15 protein-coding genes and 1 tRNA gene are annotated in these 16,638 nt (G+C 67.5%); 11 read left to right on the forward strand and 5 right to left on the reverse strand.

Annotated elements, in window-relative coordinates:
* The first annotated feature begins 70 nt into the window (after positions 1-70).
* Positions 71-451, forward strand: a complete 381-nt coding sequence (locus tag M1D55_RS16005) for a tautomerase family protein (protein WP_456282574.1) — start codon at positions 71-73, stop codon at positions 449-451.
* Positions 452-587: 136 nt separating this feature from the next.
* On the opposite strand, the gene M1D55_RS16010 is transcribed toward M1D55_RS16005, so the two are convergent.
* From M1D55_RS16010 to M1D55_RS16025, 4 genes are all read right to left on the reverse strand, one after another.
* Positions 588-664 (reverse strand) — tRNA-Met (locus M1D55_RS16010).
* 78 nt (positions 665-742) lie between these two features.
* Positions 743-1,501, reverse strand: a complete 759-nt coding sequence (locus tag M1D55_RS16015) for an RES family NAD+ phosphorylase (RefSeq protein WP_023264174.1) — start codon at positions 1,499-1,501, stop codon at positions 743-745.
* Entirely contained in the window at positions 1,461-1,856 is a 396-nt protein-coding gene (locus tag M1D55_RS16020) for an antitoxin Xre/MbcA/ParS toxin-binding domain-containing protein (protein ID WP_370639503.1), read from the reverse strand. The genes M1D55_RS16015 and M1D55_RS16020 overlap by 41 nt, the downstream gene beginning before the upstream one ends.
* A gap of 228 nt (positions 1,857-2,084) precedes the next feature.
* The gene (locus M1D55_RS16025; protein WP_043439160.1) at positions 2,085-3,014 is read right to left on the reverse strand and encodes a helix-turn-helix transcriptional regulator; all 930 of its coding nucleotides are present in this window, start codon (positions 3,012-3,014) and stop codon (positions 2,085-2,087) included.
* Positions 3,015-3,327: 313 nt separating this feature from the next.
* Here M1D55_RS16025 and M1D55_RS16030 point away from each other — a divergent pair, with 313 nt between their 5' ends.
* The 10 genes from M1D55_RS16030 (at position 3,328) to M1D55_RS16075 (ending at position 14,370) form a co-directional block, all read left to right on the forward strand.
* The gene (locus M1D55_RS16030; protein WP_456282575.1) at positions 3,328-4,989 is read left to right on the forward strand and encodes a benzoate-CoA ligase family protein; all 1,662 of its coding nucleotides are present in this window, start codon (positions 3,328-3,330) and stop codon (positions 4,987-4,989) included.
* Positions 4,990-5,229: 240 nt separating this feature from the next.
* Positions 5,230-6,429, forward strand: coding sequence for an ABC transporter substrate-binding protein (locus tag M1D55_RS16035; RefSeq protein ID WP_064573313.1), 1,200 nt, complete (start codon positions 5,230-5,232; stop codon positions 6,427-6,429).
* A gap of 102 nt (positions 6,430-6,531) precedes the next feature.
* A complete protein-coding gene (locus M1D55_RS16040) occupies positions 6,532-7,398 on the forward strand; it encodes a branched-chain amino acid ABC transporter permease (protein WP_064573315.1) in 867 nt (288 codons plus the stop codon).
* Between the two features lie 4 nt (positions 7,399-7,402).
* Complete coding sequence (locus M1D55_RS16045) at positions 7,403-8,476, forward strand: branched-chain amino acid ABC transporter permease (RefSeq protein ID WP_006575834.1); 1,074 nt, start codon at positions 7,403-7,405, stop codon at positions 8,474-8,476.
* On the forward strand, positions 8,473-9,330 hold the full coding sequence (locus M1D55_RS16050; RefSeq protein WP_456282576.1) for an ABC transporter ATP-binding protein: 858 nt from the start codon (positions 8,473-8,475) through the stop codon (positions 9,328-9,330). Before M1D55_RS16045 ends, M1D55_RS16050 begins: the two co-directional genes overlap by 4 nt.
* Positions 9,331-9,335: 5 nt before the next feature.
* Positions 9,336-10,037, forward strand: a complete 702-nt coding sequence (locus M1D55_RS16055) for an ABC transporter ATP-binding protein (RefSeq protein WP_043437435.1) — start codon at positions 9,336-9,338, stop codon at positions 10,035-10,037.
* Positions 10,038-10,427: 390 nt separating this feature from the next.
* Complete coding sequence (locus M1D55_RS16060) at positions 10,428-12,326, forward strand: potassium transporter Kup (protein WP_456282577.1); 1,899 nt, start codon at positions 10,428-10,430, stop codon at positions 12,324-12,326.
* A gap of 286 nt (positions 12,327-12,612) precedes the next feature.
* The gene (locus M1D55_RS16065; RefSeq protein ID WP_456282716.1) at positions 12,613-13,257 is read left to right on the forward strand and encodes a CsgG/HfaB family protein; all 645 of its coding nucleotides are present in this window, start codon (positions 12,613-12,615) and stop codon (positions 13,255-13,257) included.
* A gap of 21 nt (positions 13,258-13,278) precedes the next feature.
* Complete coding sequence (locus tag M1D55_RS16070) at positions 13,279-13,680, forward strand: DUF4810 domain-containing protein (RefSeq protein WP_456282578.1); 402 nt, start codon at positions 13,279-13,281, stop codon at positions 13,678-13,680.
* A complete protein-coding gene (locus M1D55_RS16075; RefSeq protein ID WP_456282579.1) occupies positions 13,681-14,370 on the forward strand; it encodes a DUF799 domain-containing protein in 690 nt (229 codons plus the stop codon).
* Between the two features lie 63 nt (positions 14,371-14,433).
* On the opposite strand, the gene M1D55_RS16080 is transcribed toward M1D55_RS16075, so the two are convergent.
* A complete protein-coding gene (locus tag M1D55_RS16080) occupies positions 14,434-16,584 on the reverse strand; it encodes a hypothetical protein (RefSeq protein ID WP_456282580.1) in 2,151 nt (716 codons plus the stop codon).
* Between the last annotated feature and the right edge of the window lie 54 nt (positions 16,585-16,638).

A 16,638-nucleotide genomic window follows, 5' to 3' on the forward strand; every position in this document is an offset into this window, starting at 1 on the left:
TCGATGAAATAACTGTCCATAGCATAGCGAAATAAATAGGATGGCAGCACGAAACCACCGGGGAGCCGCCATGCCGCTCGTCCATATCGCGATGCGTGCCGGAAAGCCGGACGCGTATCGCCAGGCCATCTTCGATAGCGTCTATCGCGCACTGCGGGAAACGTTCAATGTGCCCGAAGACGATCAATTCATGACCATCACCGAGCATGAGCCGGCGAACTTTCGCTATGGCGCGTCCTATCTCGGCGTCGCGCGCAGCGACGACCTGGTCTTCATCCAGATCACGGCCAACAACACGCGCACGTTGGAGCAGAAGAAGGCGCTGTTCCGGCGCACCGCCGACTTGCTCGGCGATCGCCCCGGTATCCGGCCGGAGGATGTGTTCGTCAGCCTGGTCGAGGTGGCGAAGGAGGCCTGGTCATTGGGCCACGGGCTCGCGCAATACGCCTGAGCCGCTTGCGGCAAGGGCGCCGGCGGTAACGTGCCCGAGGGGGCAGGACCTTGAGGGCGAGGGGCAAGCGAAGGGCGTAAAAAAACCGCCTCGGGGGCGGTGGATTCTTGCGACGCTGTCGCCGGCTTCGATCGGTTGGTTGCGGGGGCAGGATTTGAACCTGCGACCTTCGGGTTATGAGCCCGACGAGCTGCCAGACTGCTCCACCCCGCGTCCGTCGAAGAAGTGATTATATGGCAAACGCTTTCGCAATGCAACAGCAGCTTTGACCAAAGTATCGCGTGCCGCATTTCAAGCGGTCACGGGCGCCGCATTGCCGTTCGGGCGTTCCCACATCGCCGCCTCGAACTCGAAATTCTCGCGTTGCAGCAGATCGTCCCGTTGCCAGATCACGCGGTCGGGCCGCACCGTCAGCATCCAGGTGGTGGTGACCAGCGGCGCCGGCGCGGAGAAGGCCAGCGGCGTCAGCACTGCGGCGCAGTGGCCCTGGCCGGGATCGCGCACCGAGCGGTAGCGGATCAGCCCGAGTCCGGCCTCGCGCGCGACACGGGCAAAGGCCTGGCAGCCGTCGTAGTGCACCGGGTCCTGCCATTGCGCGGCGTCGCGTGCGAACGGCGCCTCGTCCAGCGCAACGCCTTCGGTACGCACGCCGACCTGGAACAACGTCTGCGCGCGCGCATCGATGCGCGGCAGCGCGGGGCTGTCGCGCAGGAAGCGCCAGCGCCAGTAGCCCAGTTCCGCGCAGGCGGTGCGGATCTCGTCCGCGCCATAGAACACGCCGGGATCGTGGGCCGCGCGAAAGCGCGAGCCCCACGGCGACGGCGGATAGCGGAACGGCGTGAACAGCAGATAGTGAAGATGGCGGGCGTAGGAGGGGACTGCCGGCTTGCCGGCATCGAGCACGGCTTCCAGCACAGCCTGCTCTTCGAGGCTGTCGACCAGCGGCATCGTGGAAACCACATGCTGGGCTTCCACCGCCCGCCACAACGTGAGCGCAAACGGCTTGCGCTCAGATGCGACCGCGGGTGGCGTCCAGGTAGTGAACGACACGAACGAGGCCTTCGGTAGTGCGGATCAGTTCGAGCGGCTTGCCGCCCAGCGCGAGGTTGTCATTGGCCAGCCACAGCCGGGCCTGGTCGCCATGTCCGAGGATGGCGTCGAGGGAGCGGAACAGTCGCACGAACAGCACGCCGAACTCCCATTCCTTGCGGTGGTTGTCCAGTACGTAATGGCCCGAAGCCATGCGCGAGACGGAGGCCGTGCTGATGCCGAGCACGCTGGCGACCACGGCCTGGCTGATTCCGAGGAAGCCGGCCGCGCGCATCACGGCCTTGGTCAGGGTCGCCCCGGCATCCGGGGCGCCGGCGGGAAGCTGCTGCCGAAGTTGCTTGGTCTGCATCGCCATGCTCCTGTTTCCTTGGAAACATTATAGGCCACTTGTTTCGCAAGGGAAGCAGGAAAACCACGTTTGCCGGGATTCCTTGCGTACGCCGGTTCGACAGCCGGCGTTCGCAAGCCGTTCCCGGGCTGCCCGGGACAGGCCGAAACGACTTGCCGGCAGGGCCGCCACCGGCGATGAAATAGAGTGCGATCCCGGCCGGGGAAGGCCTCGCACGGCCGGAGCGACCAGGAATCAGGCGCCGGCGTCCTGCAGCACCGTCTGCAGCGCCTGCAGCGAGGCGTCGAGACTCTGGCCGCTGGTGTCGATGATGGCGTCGGCCCGCGAGTAGAGCGGGGTGCGCGCCTGCAGGATGCGGCGCAGATCGGCCATGGCCTCGCTGTTGCCCTGCATCGGCCGCATATCGCCCTGCGCGACCACGCGCGCCATGTGCTCCTCGGGCGAGGTCTTGACCCAGACCGTGTAGCAGTTGGCCAGCAGCAGATTGAAGGTGGCCGGCTCCGACACCAGGCTGCCCGGCGTCGCCAGCACCAGCCGCTCGTGTTCGCGCAGCACGCGCTCGAGCGCGCGCAACTCGTAGCGGCGGTAGGCGGCCTGGCCGTACAGCGAATGGATTTCCGACAGCGTCGCGCCGGCCTCCTGTTCGATCGCGCCGTTCAGCTCGACGAATGGCAGCTCGCGCGCGGCGGCCAATGCCCGGCCCAGCGTCGATTTGCCGGCGCCGCGCAGGCCGATCAGCGCGATCCGCTGATGGCGGGCGTCGAACGGCGCCGACGGCGCCAGCGCATTGCGGCAGGCCTCGCGCACGCGCGCCAGATCGGCCGGCGGCAGTTGCGCCAGCCATTGCAGCAGCTGGCCGAACTCGGCGGCGCGCGCGCCGTTGCCGCCATCGGCCTCGGCCAGCACCACCGGCAGCGGCACGTTGAGTGCGGCCGCCACCTGGCGCAGCAGCAGCACGGAGGCATTGCCGGTACCCGTTTCGAGATTGGCGAGATAGCGCTCGGAGACGCCGGCGCCGCGCGCCAGATCCTTGCGCGACATGCCGCGGGCCGCGCGCAGCGAACGGATGCGCTCGCCCAGCTGGGTCAGATACGGATCGCGCTCGCCGGGCTGGCGGGGCTCGGCGTCGGACAAGGGCGCAGTAGCTTCGGTGGCGCGGCGCATCTCGGACATGGGTTCGATGGAAGGGCAGCGACGGGCGCTGGGTGCGGCATTATAGGGCACACGAATCGCAAACTCCGGGTAGACCCCGAGCCTGTTTCACTGCCATATAGTGCATTCCTGAGCTTGCATCTTAGTCGATGTGCAATAAAATGCATCAACAACGACAAGGTGCTGCAGCCAAGCCGCCACACAGCTGCCAGACCAGCGCCACATCAGCGACACATCAGCGCCACATCAGCGCTCCACAACCGGCGCCGGCGCACGCGCCAACGGCCGACAAGAGGCCGCCCTCGGGCCGCCCAAGGAGTGAGACATGACGTCCTCGACCGCTTTGCCGGCGCGTTACAACGCCGCCGCCGATCTGCTGTCGCGCAATCTGGATGCCGGCCGGGGCGACAAGCTGGCCTATCGCGACGACGCCGCCACGCTGACCTTTGCCGAGCTGGATGCGCGCAGCCGGGGCTTCGCCGGCGCGCTGCTGGCGGCCGGCGTGCGGCCCGAGGAGCGGCTGCTGCTGTGCGCGCTCGACACGATCGATTTTCCGGTAGCGTTTCTGGGCTCCCTGCTGGCCGGGGTGGTACCGGTGGCGGTCAATACGCTGCTGACGGTGGATGACTACGCCTACATGCTGGAGCACAGCGGCGCGCGCGCCGTGGTGGTCTCCGCGCCGCTGTTGCCGGCCTTGCGCGAGGCGGCGCAGCGCGCCGGGGTCGAACCGCTGTGGATCGTCGCGGCGCCGCTGCCCGCCGATGGGCAGCTACCGCTAGGCGAGGAGCCGGCGGCGGCGACCGTGGCGGGCCTGGCGGGCAGCGGTACGCCGCTCGCGCACGCTGCCGCAACGGGGCCCGACCACATGGCGTTCTGGCTCTATTCGTCCGGTTCGACCGGACGGCCGAAGGGAACCGTCCATACCCACGGCAACCTGTTCCATACCGCCGATCTGTATGCCCGCCAGGTGCTGGGCCTGCGCGAGGACGACGTGGTGTTCTCCGCCGCCAAGCTGTTCTTCGCCTACGGGCTCGGCAACGCCTTGACCTTTCCGCTGTCGGTCGGCGCCACCACGGTGCTGATGGCGGAGCGCCCGACGCCGCAGGCGGTATTCCGCCGCCTGACCGAACAGCGGCCGACGGTGTTCTGCGGCGTGCCGACGCTGTTCGCCGGCATGCTGGCCGCGCCTGACCTGCCGTCGCGCGAGGCGGTCGCGCTGCGCGTCTGCACCTCGGCCGGCGAGGCCTTGCCGCGCGATATCGGCGAACGGTTCCGCGCCCATTTCGGCTGCGACATCCTCGACGGCATCGGCTCGACCGAGATGCTGCATATCTTCCTGTCGAATCGTCCCGGCGACGTGCGCTACGGCACCACAGGGAAGCCCGTGCCCGGCTACGAACTGAAACTGCTGGACGACGCCGGCCGGCCCTGCGCCGCGGGCGAGATCGGCGATCTGTTTATCAAGGGCCCATCTGCCGCGCTGATGTACTGGGGCAATCGCGACAAGACCCGCGATACATTCGTCGGCGAATGGACCCGCAGCGGCGACAAGTATCTGTGCGATGCCGCCGGCTATTACGTCTATGCCGGGCGCAGCGACGACATGCTGAAGGTCGGCGGCATCTACGTGTCGCCGTTCGAGGTCGAGGCGGCGCTGGCGCGGCATCCGGCGGTACTGGAGGCCGCCGTGATCGGCGTCGAGGATGCCGATCGCCTGGTCAAGCCCAAGGCCTACGTGGTGCTGCGGCCGGGCCATGCCTGGCACGAAGGCATGGAGGCCGAGCTGCAGGCCTTCGTCAAGAGCAGCCTGGCGCCGTACAAGTACCCGCGCCGGATCGAATGCGTGGCCGAGCTGCCCAAGACCGCCACCGGCAAGATCCAGCGCTTCCGCCTGCGGCAGCGGGAGCAACAGGCGCGCGATGCCGCGTCGGACGCGGCGGGCGCGTCGGACACGGCGGGCGCCATCCCTTCGCCATCCACGTCATGAGACAGGGTAAGCCGCGATATCCCCGAGGCCCACGCGTCATTACACTCGGGCGCGAGCCGGTGGCCGGGGCAAGCCAGGCAGGGCCGGCGCCGGGTTCCACTGCATTGACGCCATCCATGGCCGGGTTTATAACGGCGAAAACTTCAAACCTAAAATAATTTGGCGCCGCACCGCCTCGGCAGCCGGCGCCGCCGCACCGTCGAGCGAGCGAACCGCTTGAACCACCAGGAGGAGACATCCATGCATCGCTTCATCTCGCGCCGCCTGGCGCCGACCTGTGTTGCCGCCGCCGCGCTGGCGCTGACGCTGGCGGGCACCGCCGCGGCGCAGCCCGCGCCATCGGCGGCCGCCGGCAAGATCAAGGTCGGCTTCATGCTGCCCTACACCGGCACCTATGCGGCGCTCGGCACGGCGATCGAGAACGGTTTCCGCATGTACGTGCAGGAGCAGGGCGGCCGGCTGGGCGGGCGCGAGGTCGAATTCTTCAAGGTCGACGACGAATCGGATCCGGCCAAGGCGCCGGAGAACGCCAACAAGCTGGTCAAGCGCGACCAGGTCGACGTGGTGATCGGCACCGTGCACTCGGGCGTGCAGATGGGCATCGTCAAGGTGGCCAAGGAAAGCAACACGCTGCTGATCATTCCGAACGCGGGCGCCGACGAGGCTACCGGTCCGCTGTGCGGGCCCAATATCTTCCGCTCGTCGTTCTCGAACTGGCAGCCCGGCTATGCGATGGGGCAGGTGGTGGCCGAACGCGGCATGAAGCGGGTCGTCACGCTGACGTGGAAGTACGCGGCGGGCGAGCAGTCGGTGCGCGGCTTCAAGGAGGCGTTCGAGGCCAAGGGCGGCAAGATCGTCAAGGAACTGAGCCTGCCGTTCCCGAACGTCGAATTCCAGGCGCAGATCACCGAGATCGCGTCGCTCAAGCCCGATGCGGTATTCGTCTTCTTCGCCGGCGGCGGCGCCGTCAAGTTCGTCAAGGACTGGGCCGCGGCGGGCCTGAAGGACAAGATTCCGCTCTATGCATCGGGCTTCCTGACCGACGGCACGCTCGAGGCGCAGGGTACCGCGGCGCAGGGCCTGGAGACCACGCTGCACTACGCCGACGGCCTGCAGAATCCGCGCGACAAGCAGTTCCGGCTCAATTACGCGAAGGCTTACAAGCTGCAGCCCGATGTCTACGCGGTGCAGGGCTACGACGCGGCGCAGATGCTGGCCGCCGGCGCCGCCGCCGTCAAGGGCGACATGAGCCGCAAGGCGGACGTCTACAAGGCCATCGCCGCCGCGCGCATCGACAGCCCGCGCGGCACCTTCACGCTGTCGCGTGCCCATAACCCGGTGCAGGACTTCTATCTGCGCAAGGTCGAGGGCCGCGAGAACAAGGTCGCCGGCATCGCGGTCAAGGCGCTTGCCGATCCCGCGCGCGGCTGCCGCCTGTAACGCGAGGCCGCCAACGCCCATCGCCTGCGCCTTGCGCGCGTCACCGGCCGCGGCATGCCGGCGCTTGCCGGCCGCGGCCTCGTCAACGACCGATCGCCTCGCATGGACTTCGTCTCCTTCCTGATCCAGTGCCTGAACAGCGTGCAGTACGGTCTGCTGCTGTTCCTGGTCGCCAGCGGCCTGACGCTGATCTTCGGCATCATGGGCGTGATCAATCTCGCCCACGGCAGCTTCTACATGCTGGGGGCCTACCTGGCCTTCACGCTGGCGAGCATGACCGGCAGCCTGTTCATCGCGCTGCCGCTGGGCATCGTGCTGGCGGTCGCGTTCGGCTATCTGCTCGAGTGGGTGTTCTTCAGCTATCTGTACGAACGCGATCACCTGCAGCAGGTGCTGATGACCTATGGGCTGATCCTGGTGTTCGAGGAGATGCGCAGCATCCTGGTCGGCGACGACGTGCATGGCGTGCCGGTGCCGCCGCTGCTCGACGGCGCGCTGCCGATCGGCAACGAGATGACCTATCCGGTCTACCGGCTGTTCATCTCGGCGGTGTGCCTGCTGGTGGCCGCGGCGATGTACTACGTGATCCGCCGCACGCGGCTGGGCATGACGATCCGCGCGGGCGCCAGCAATCGCGAGATGGTGCAGTCGCTGGGCGTCAATATCGGCCGGCTGTACCGGCTGGTGTTCGCGCTCGGCGTCGCGCTGGCGGTGCTCGCCGGCATGATCGCCGCGCCGGTCTCGTCGGTCTATCCCGGCATGGGCAGCCAGGTGCTGATCGTCTGTTTCGTCGTGGTGGTGATCGGCGGCATCGGCTCGGTCAAGGGTGCGATGGTCGCCGCGCTGCTGCTCGGCTTCGTCGATACCTTCGGCAAGGTGTTCTGGCAGGAGGCGGCCGGCGTGCTGGTCTACCTGCTGATGGCGATCATTCTGCTCTGGAAACCCCAGGGCCTGTTCAAGGCGGGCTAGCGCGATGGCATCGACACCTCCGACCAACCTCGGCGCCGACATCGGCGCGGCCTTCGACCTGCAGCGGCGCGCCAGCCTGCGCTGGACCACGCTGGCGTGGGCGATCGCCTTCGCGGCGCTGGCCGCGCTGCCGCTGGCACTCGGCGGCGAGGGCAACAAGTTCTACATCGACCTGCTCAGCAAGGTGATGATCATGGCGATCTTCGCGCTGTCGCTGCAGCTGCTGATCGGCTATACGGGCCTGGTCAGCCTGGGCCATGCCGCGTACTTCGCCACCGCGGCCTATGCGACCGCGATGCTGGCGCCGCAGTCCGAGCCCGGCAATGGCTGGTGGCTGCTGGTGGCGGCGGTTGCCGCGGCGGCGGTGCTGGCGTTGCTGGTCGGCATGCTGGTGCTGCGCACGCGGGGCATCTACTTCATCATGGTCACGCTGGCGTTCGCGCAGATGGTCTATTTCATCTTCCACGACACCAAGATCGCCGGCGGCAGCGACGGCACCTACATCTATTTCCGGCCCGAGTTCGGCGTGTTCGGCGCGCGGCCGCTGGGCATCGACGATCCCGTGCATTTCTACTGGCTGGTGCTGGGCGCGCTGATCTTCACGGTGGCGGCGCTGGCGATGGTGCTGCGTTCGCGCTTCGGCCATGCGCTGATCGGCATCCGCCACAACGAGCAACGCATGCGCGCGGCGGGCTTCGCCACCTACCGCTACCAGCTCGGCGCCTTTGTCGCCGGCGGCGCCTTTGCGGGGCTGGCCGGCTATCTGTATGCGATCCAGTTCGGCTTCGTCAATCCGGAGATCGCGTCGTGGCACCAGTCGGGCAACGCGATGCTGATGGTGATCCTGGGCGGCGTCGGCAGCCTCGCCGGCGCGGTGATCGGTGCGTTCTCGTTCGTGCTGCTGGCCGAATGGTTCAGCACGCTGACCAAGCACTGGCAGCTGCTGATGGGCGGCTTCATCATTGGCGCGGTGGCGCTGCTGCCGGGCGGGCTGGTCGGATTGGCGGCATTGCTGCGCCGCCGGCTCGGTGGTGGCGCGGATCGCCGCGGGGTTGGCATGCGAGGAGAGCGGCGATGAACGCGCGCCATGGCAACGAACCGGTGCTGCGCGCGGCCGGACTGACGCGCCGCTTCGGCGGCCTGACCGCGGTGTCCGGCGTCGATCTGGCGCTGGACCTGCATCAGATCCACGCCGTGATCGGCACCAACGGCGCCGGCAAATCGACGCTGATCAATCTGCTGTCGGGCGAACTTGCGCCGACCGCGGGCCAGCTGTTCCTGCACGGCACCGACGTCACCGGCTGGCCGCAGCCGCGGCTGGCCTGCGCCGGCGTCGGACGCAGCTATCAGCGCAACAACGTGTTCGCACCGCTGAGCGTGCGCGAGAACTGCCGGCTGGCGGCGCAGTCGCGCGCGCAGCGTGCCTGGCGCCTGTGGGAAAGCGCGCAATCGTGCCGCACCGCGCGCGCGCTTGGCGACGAGGCGATGGAAAGGGCCGGTCTGGCGGACTGCGCGGCGCTGCCGGCGATGGCGCTGTCGCACGGGCAGAAGCGCCAGCTGGAGGTGGCGATGTGCCTGGCCACACAGCCGGTCGCGCTGCTGCTCGACGAGCCGCTGGCCGGCATGGGTGCCGAGGAATCGGCGCGGATGCTGTCGCTGCTGCGCGATCTGCGCGAGGGCCATGCGATCCTGCTGGTCGAGCACGACATGGATGCGGTGTTCGCGGTGGCAGACCGCATCACCGTGATGGTCAACGGCGTGGTGATCGCCTCGGGGGAGCCGGCCGCGATTCGCGCGAACCGAGAGGTGCAACAAGCCTACCTGGGCGACGACGAAGGCGCGGGCGAGCTTGCCGATGTCGCGGCCGACGCCGATTCCCATCCCCATGGCGCAGGCGCGGCCGCCGGCACGCGCAAGGAGTGCGCAGCGTGAAGCCGATGATCGAAGCCACCGGCGTGCAGGCCTGGTATGGCACCAGCCATGTGCTGCGCGGTGTCGACTTCCGCGTCGACGCCGGCGAAACCGTCGGCCTGCTGGGGCGCAACGGCATGGGCAAGAGCACGCTGCTGCGGACCTTGCTGGGCCACGTCACGCAGCGCGCCGGCACCATCGTCGTCGCCGGCCGCGACGTCTCGCGCGCGCGGCCCTACGATGTCGCGCGCCTCGGCGTCGCTTACGTGCCGGAGGGCCGCGGCATCTTTCCGAACCTGTCGGTGCGCGAGAATCTGCTGATGGCCGCGCGCAAGGGCTGCAACGGGCGTAACGACTGGGACGAGGCGAGGGTGCTCGACTTGTTCCCGCGTCTGAAGGAGCGGCTCGACCATGGCGGCCAGCAGCTTTCGGGCGGCGAGCAGCAGATGCTGTCGATCGGCCGCGCGCTGATGACCAATCCCGACTGCCTGATCCTCGACGAGGCGACCGAAGGACTGGCACCGAAGATCGTCCGCGAGATCTGGGACGTGATCGCCGCGGTGCGGGCCACCGGCATTTCGACCGTGGTGGTCGACCGCAACTATCGCGCGGTGCTGGCGCAGGCCGACCGCGTGGTGGTGCTCGAGAAGGGACTGGTCGCGGCAAGTGGCGCGGCGGCCGAACTGGCGGCCACGCCGGGCCTGCTCGAGCGGTATCTCGGCGTCTGAGCGCCTCGAAGTTCGTCCGCATTCGGTGCCTTGATCCAGCGCGGTGATATCGGCGAACTCGTAGAAGACATAGCAGACATGGAACGGCGCGAATACCGCTTGTCGCGCCGTTTTTCTATGGCGGGCGCGCCACACCCAAGGGTTGACCGAGCGCTGCTTCGCTCGCATCCTTGCGTTCCTGGGGAGGGCGATCGCCGGCCAGCGACGTTGTCGCGCTCGAACCGCAGCGCGTGCCGAAACGGCTCCGGAAGAGCCTCGGAACGGTCCCAAAAAGATTCCTGATGACGCTGCCGGCCCGTTTCCACTAGAATGGCGCCCGATTGTGCATTGCAAAAAAATTCTCGAACGATGCGGCCGGCCGCGGCATGACGGGCCTCCCGCTGCGAATCCATGACACAACCCACCACGAGCCATTACTTCGTCGAGACGCCCAGCATGCGCATGCTGGTACTCGCGGCGATCGGTGTCGTCTTCGGCGATATCGGCACCAGTCCCCTGTATGCCCTGAAGGAGTGCTTCAGCGCCGAGCATGGCATTCCGTTCAGTCCCGAAGCCGTGATGGGCGTGATCTCGCTGCTGTTCTGGGCAATGATCCTGGTGGTGTCGATCAAGTACGTGGTGTTCGTGATGCGCGCGGACAACGACGGCGAGGGTGGCGTGCTGGCGCTGATGGCGCTGGCGCTGCGCAGCGCCGCACCGCGCTCGCGCCGGGCCAAGCTGCTGATGATGCTGGGCATCTTCGGCGCCTGCATGTTCTACGGCGATGCGGTGATCACGCCGGCCATCTCGGTGCTGTCGGCGGTCGAGGGCATCGAGATCGCGACGCCGGCACTGTCGCACTACGTGATCCCGATCACCCTGGCGATCCTGCTGGTGCTGTTCCTGCTGCAGCGGCGCGGTACCTCCTCGGTGGGCAAGCTGTTCGGGCCGATCATGGTGGCGTGGTTCCTGTCGCTCGGCGCGCTGGGCATCTATCACCTGATCGAGTCGCCGGCCATTCTCGCCGCGATCAACCCGGTGTACGGGGTGCGCTTCCTGCTCGAGCATTCGCTGCAGGCCTTCATCGTGCTCGGCGCGGTGTTCCTGGTGCTGACCGGCGCCGAGGCGCTGTACATCGACATGGGTCATTTCGGTCCCGCGCCGATCCGCCGCGGTTGGTTCGCGATCGTGATGCCCTGCCTGATGCTGAACTACTTCGGCCAGGGCGCGATGCTGCTGGGCGACCCCAGCGCGGTGCGCAATCCGTTCTACCTGATGGTGCCCGAGCTGCTGCTGATCCCGATGGTGCTGCTGGCCACCTGCGCCGCGGTGATCGCGTCGCAGGCGGTGATTTCGGGCGCGTTCTCGCTGACCAGCCAGGCGATCCAGCTCGGTTTCATCCCGCGCATGCGCATCCGCTACACCTCGGAAGCCGAGATCGGCCAGATCTATCTGCCGGTGATCAACTGGGTGTTGCTGGTGGCCGTGGTACTGGTGGTGCTGGCCTTCAAGAAGTCGGAGAACCTGGCCGCCGCCTACGGCATCGCGGTAACCACCACGATGGTGATCACCACGCTGCTGTCGATCGTCGTGATGCGCCATGTGTGGAAATGGCCGCCAGCGGTGGTCGCCGCCGCGGGCGCGGCCTTCCTGGTGATCGACCTGTCGTTCTTCTCGGCCAACCTGCTCAAGATTGCCGAGGGCGGCTGGTTCCCGCTGCTGCTGGGCAGCGCCGCCTTCTTCCTGCTGATGACCTGGTACGGCGGCCGCAAGCTGCTGCGCGCGCGCAGCCTGGAGGAGGGCATTCCGCTGGAGCCTTTCATGGCCGGGCTGCTGGCCCATCCGCCGCACCGCGTCGAGGGCACCGCGGTCTTCCTGACCGGCAACACCGAATTCGTGCCGGTGTCGCTGCTGCACAACCTGAAGCACAACCGCGTGCTGCATGAGCGCGTGGTGTTCCTGAGCTTCGTCACGCGCGACATTCCGTATGTCGACGACGATCACCGGCTCAGCTGCAAGGACCTCGGCGGCGGCGTCTTTATCCTGAAGTCCGAATACGGCTTCAAGGAAACCCCCGACGTGCACAAGGTGCTCGATCTGTCCAAGCGCAAGCTGAACATGGAATTCGAGCTGATGGAGACCTCGTTCTTCATCGCCCGGGAATCGGTGATCCCGTCGCGCCTGCCCGGCATGCCGATGTGGCGCGAGACGCTGTTCGCGTGGATGCATCAGAACGGCGCCAAGCCGTCGGATTTCTTCCGCATCCCGGCCAACCGGGTGGTGGAGCTGGGGACCAAGGTCGAGATCTGAGCGCGGCGGCGCGCCTGCGGGCGCCGCCCGTCGCACCACCAGGAAGCCTGCATGCGGCACCGCCGTTTGCAGGCTTTTTTGTTGCCTCTTGCCCTACTGACGAGGGGAGTGACGTGCCGAAGTGTCAACTTTCGTAGGGCGGCACCGTAAACTCCTCGGGGACGTCCGCCCGAGCCGCACGCAGGCCCCGGCTTGCCTGCATGCAGGCCTTCGGCGCATGTCGCTCTATGTCGTTCAACCAGGAGAACAGGTAGTGAAGAAAGTCCATGCAGTTTCCCTGATCGGGATGCTCGCGCTGCTCGCCGCAGGGGGATGCGCCACGGAATCGTCGCGGGCCTTGCCCGTGCAGCAGGTCGAAAGCGCCAGCCGCCCGTACCAGGGCGTGCGCGCACCGATCGCGGTCGGCAAGTTCGACAACCGCTCCAGCTACATGCGCGGTGTGTTCTCCGATGGCGTGGACCGCCTCGGCGGCCAGGCCAAGACCATCCTGATCACCCATCTGCAGCAGACCGGCCGCTTCAACGTGCTCGACCGCGACAACATGGAAGAGATCAAGCGCGAAGCCGGCATCAAGAAGCAGCAGCAGAACCTGAAGGGCGCCGACTATGTGATCACCGGGGACGTGACCGAATTCGGCCGCAAGGAAGTCGGCGATCGCCAGCTGTTCGGCCTGCTTGGCCGTGGCAAGTCGCAGGTCGCCTACGCCAAGGTCGCGCTGAACGTGGTCAATATCAGCACGTCCGAAGTCGTCTACTCGACCCAGGGCGCCGGCGAATACGAGCTGTCGAGCCGCGAGATCATCGGCTTCGGCGGCACGCAGAGCTACGACTCGACGCTGAACGGCAAGGTGCTCGACCTTGCGATGCGCGAGGCGGTCACCAAGCTGGTCGGCGGTATCGAGAGCGGAGCCTGGAAGCCCGCCATCCAATAACACCTCTTCGAGGAACGGGTCATGAAAACGACGTTGCAAACGTCGCGGCTGGCATTGGCGGCCGCGGCGTGTGGCGCGCTGCTTGCCGGCTGCGCCAGCCAGAACACGCTGTACCAGTGGGAGGGGTATCAGCCCCAGGTCTACAACTACTTCAAGGGCGAGCCGAAGCAGGAGCAGGTGATCGTGCTCGAGCGCGATCTCGAGAAGATCAAGGCCGCCGGCAAGCTGCCGCCGCCCGGCTACCACGCCCATCTGGGGCTGCTGTACGCCGATCTCGGCAAGGACGACGAAATGGTGCGCGAATTCCAGACCGAAAAGGCGCTGTTCCCGGAGTCGGGCACCTATGTCGACTTCCTGCTGCGCAATATCAAGCGTCCGCAGAAGAAGGCCGACGCCGGCGGCAACAAGGCGGAGGTCAAGTAAATGAAGACGCTGTTTTCCCGCACGCCGTTTTCTCGCACGCTGCTCTCGCGGCTGCTTCCGCTGGCGGCCGTCGCCGCGCTCGCCACCGGCTGTGCCGCGCCGAAGCAGATCGACTACGCCGCGTTCAAGCAGGCGCGTCCGCGCACCATCCTCGTGCTGCCGCCGCAGAACGAATCGCCCGAAGTGCAGGCGACCTATAGCGTGCTGTCGCAGGCCACGTATCCGCTGGCCGAGGCCGGCTACTACGTGCTGCCGGTGACCCTGGTCGACGAGACGTTCAAGCAGAACGGCATCACCCAGCCAGGCGAAATGCACGCGGTGGCGCCGGCCAAGCTCAAGGAGATCTTCGGTGCGGACGCCGCGCTGTACATCGACATCACCAGCTACGGCACCAAGTACTACGTGATCGACAGCGCCACCGTGGTGACGGCGAAGGCCAAGCTGGTCGACCTGAAGACCGGCACGCAGCTGTGGACGGGCTCCGCTTCGGCGTCGAGCAACGAGGGCGGCAACAGCTCGGGCGGCGGCCTGGTCGGCATGCTGATCGCGGCGGCGGTCAAGCAGATTATCAACAGCGCCACCGATGCCGGTCACACCGTCGCGGGTGTCACGACCAGCCGCCTGCTGACGGCCGGACAGCCCGGCGGCATCCTGTACGGCCCGCGCTCGCCGAAGTACAACGCGGACTGATCCGGCGGGGGCATCCATGTGGGCCGCCCATGCGTGCGGTTCTGCCGCGGACGGTGCCGCCGGCTACGGGCGGGCACGAAAGGCGGACCCGTCCAGCCAGATCGCGTCCGTCCGCGGCAACGCCGCCGTTTGGCGTTTCCATTGCCAATCCGCCAGCCAGCCGCCCCGCGCCGGCAGCCTGTTCCGGGTCGAATCGAGCGCCATCAACGGCAGCAGTCGATCGTTGGGATGCAACGCCAGCGTGGCCTCCCATATCCGTTGCCAGGCCGCCGTCATCTCCGTTGCCGTGTGCAGCCGTTCGATATTGTCAGCCAGACTGGACAGCGGCAACGGTCGATCCAGGCGCGGCAGCGCCTGGATCGCGCGAAATACCTGCTGCCACAGCCCGCTGTCGACCACCAGCCGCGATAGCAGCGCCAGCAGGTCGATGCGGTCCCGGCGAGGCAAGCGGCCGGCGGCTTCCAGCAGGCGATCCAGCGCCGAATCCACCTGCTCACGGGGCAGGTGAGCCATGGCATTCGCCAGGGCCGACAGGGCCGCGCCTTGTTCGTGGACAGGCAGTTCAAGCGTCATGGCGAGAATCGCGTCCCATGCGGCGCCGCAGTCGGGCGCCCTGTCCAGTGTCAACGCGAGTGCCGGCAGCACCTGATTGCGCTGTTCAGGTTCAAGCGCCTCGGCATGGTCCAGGACCGTATTCCACGCCTGCACCCTCGGCTCGCCGGACACCAGTGCCAGGGGCAGCAGAATGAGACGGAACGGCAGCGCTTGCACGGCGCTAGCGTCGATCAGCGTGGTCACGAGATCGATGTTGTGCTCGCCGACGATCCCGTTCTGGACCCGACAAAGCTGCCGCAGGACGATGTAGCGCTCGCCGGATGACCGCAGGTGGACCATGGCCAGGGTATACAGGGTCAGCCAGTAATCCGCCTGCAATTCTGGTGGGAGTCCGGGAAGTGCGTCAGCCAGCGCCTCCAGCAGCCAGCAATGCAAATCGGGCGGCAGTTCGCCGAGCTTGTAGATCGCGCCATGCCAGCCCACCAGGCAGTCCTCCGGCGGTAGCAACGGCAGCAGCTGTGCAGCGGCGATATGACCGAGCGCGGCTGACGATCCCTCGTGGGAGGCGGCGAACTCGATGAAGCGTTCGTAGTGCTGCGTGACGGTCTGCGTCTGCATCGCTCGCGTCGGCATGGCGAACGCGATCAGCAATGCCTCGGGCGTATCGGCCGACAACGCCGCGATGGCGCGGCGCAAGGCATTGTCGGCGTGCCGAAAGGCCGGCGGCGCTTCGAATGTCCGCCGTGCCGCGCTGCGCAGCGTCCAGATTTGTTCCACCTCCAAAGTGGACGCCACCATCGCGGCCAGACAGTGGTTGACCGGGGGCTCGGCCATTCGCTGCGACGGGAGGTCGCGCATCACGACTGACAGGGCATCCACCCGCAATGACACGGGCAGGTCCATCAGCGCGTCCTGCACACGTCGATACAGCTGCCTGCGCGACTCCAGGGCGCATGACGGGGGCAAGTCGTCGCACGCCAGCATCACGAGCGCCACCATGCCGAGCGGTGCGGGCCGCGCCGCCTCCGGCAGACGCTCCACCGCGCCGAGCAGCGAACCGGCGGCGGACAGCCACAGCGCGGGCGGCATCCGGCAAATCGATCGGCCCAGCCGTGCCAGAACCTCGGCGCGGGGCCCGGGCAGCAGGCGAACGCTGTCGTGCAATACCGCATCGAGGTTCGATGGTGTCACCGCACGATCGCTGCGCACGTCGATACCGTGCCGGAACGCCATCGGTGCCAGCAGGCGACGGCAATGCGGCTCCACGCGAGACAGCGCGCTGATGTCCCGCGGGCCGAGATAACCGGCCAATTGCATCACGATGGGTTCAGGCAATGCCGCGAAACCGAGCCCGCGGGGCCAGGCGCGCGCCGCGGGGCTGGGGCCGCGAACCGACCAGGCGGCGGCATCCATGGCCCGCCACGTCGCCACCTGGCCGAGGTGCCGACGGCTCCATGACAGCCACCGAGCCAGCAGTGTCTGGCCGGGCTGTCCGGGCTGTGCATCGGCTTGCGGGCGCAAGGGCGAGATGGCGGGCATCCCGTCGCCTGCATCCGAGGCGTGCGGCGACTCCCGCATGCCGCTGGCAGCGGCCGGTTCGGGATGGTTCGAAGTAGGCCGCGCGGGCGCGGACGAGGCAAGACTGCGGGCTGCCTGCATGCGTCGATTCCTCCTGGCAATGGTGCACGACGTCGGCCGGCTTGCCGCCGTAAC

This window comes from Cupriavidus sp. JZ107 (assembly GCF_053903255.1).

Excerpts from the sequence above, each read along its gene's own strand:
- M1D55_RS16055 (WP_043437435.1), top strand. The coding sequence starts at position 9,336 with ATGATCGAAGCCACCGGCGTGCAGGCCTGGTATGGCACCAGCCATGTG.
- M1D55_RS16080 (WP_456282580.1), bottom strand. The coding sequence starts at position 16,584 with ATGCAGGCAGCCCGCAGTCTTGCCTCGTCCGCGCCCGCGCGGCCTACT.
- M1D55_RS16005 (WP_456282574.1), top strand. The coding sequence starts at position 71 with ATGCCGCTCGTCCATATCGCGATGCGTGCCGGAAAGCCGGACGCGTAT.
- M1D55_RS16020 (WP_370639503.1), bottom strand. The coding sequence starts at position 1,856 with ATGGCGATGCAGACCAAGCAACTTCGGCAGCAGCTTCCCGCCGGCGCC.
- M1D55_RS16035 (WP_064573313.1), top strand. The coding sequence starts at position 5,230 with ATGCATCGCTTCATCTCGCGCCGCCTGGCGCCGACCTGTGTTGCCGCC.
- M1D55_RS16065 (WP_456282716.1), top strand. The coding sequence starts at position 12,613 with ATGCTCGCGCTGCTCGCCGCAGGGGGATGCGCCACGGAATCGTCGCGG.
- M1D55_RS16045 (WP_006575834.1), top strand. The coding sequence starts at position 7,403 with ATGGCATCGACACCTCCGACCAACCTCGGCGCCGACATCGGCGCGGCC.
- M1D55_RS16050 (WP_456282576.1), top strand. The coding sequence starts at position 8,473 with ATGAACGCGCGCCATGGCAACGAACCGGTGCTGCGCGCGGCCGGACTG.
- M1D55_RS16060 (WP_456282577.1), top strand. The coding sequence starts at position 10,428 with ATGACACAACCCACCACGAGCCATTACTTCGTCGAGACGCCCAGCATG.
- M1D55_RS16030 (WP_456282575.1), top strand. The coding sequence starts at position 3,328 with ATGACGTCCTCGACCGCTTTGCCGGCGCGTTACAACGCCGCCGCCGAT.
- M1D55_RS16025 (WP_043439160.1), bottom strand. The coding sequence starts at position 3,014 with ATGCGCCGCGCCACCGAAGCTACTGCGCCCTTGTCCGACGCCGAGCCC.
- M1D55_RS16075 (WP_456282579.1), top strand. The coding sequence starts at position 13,681 with ATGAAGACGCTGTTTTCCCGCACGCCGTTTTCTCGCACGCTGCTCTCG.
- M1D55_RS16070 (WP_456282578.1), top strand. The coding sequence starts at position 13,279 with ATGAAAACGACGTTGCAAACGTCGCGGCTGGCATTGGCGGCCGCGGCG.
- M1D55_RS16040 (WP_064573315.1), top strand. The coding sequence starts at position 6,532 with ATGGACTTCGTCTCCTTCCTGATCCAGTGCCTGAACAGCGTGCAGTAC.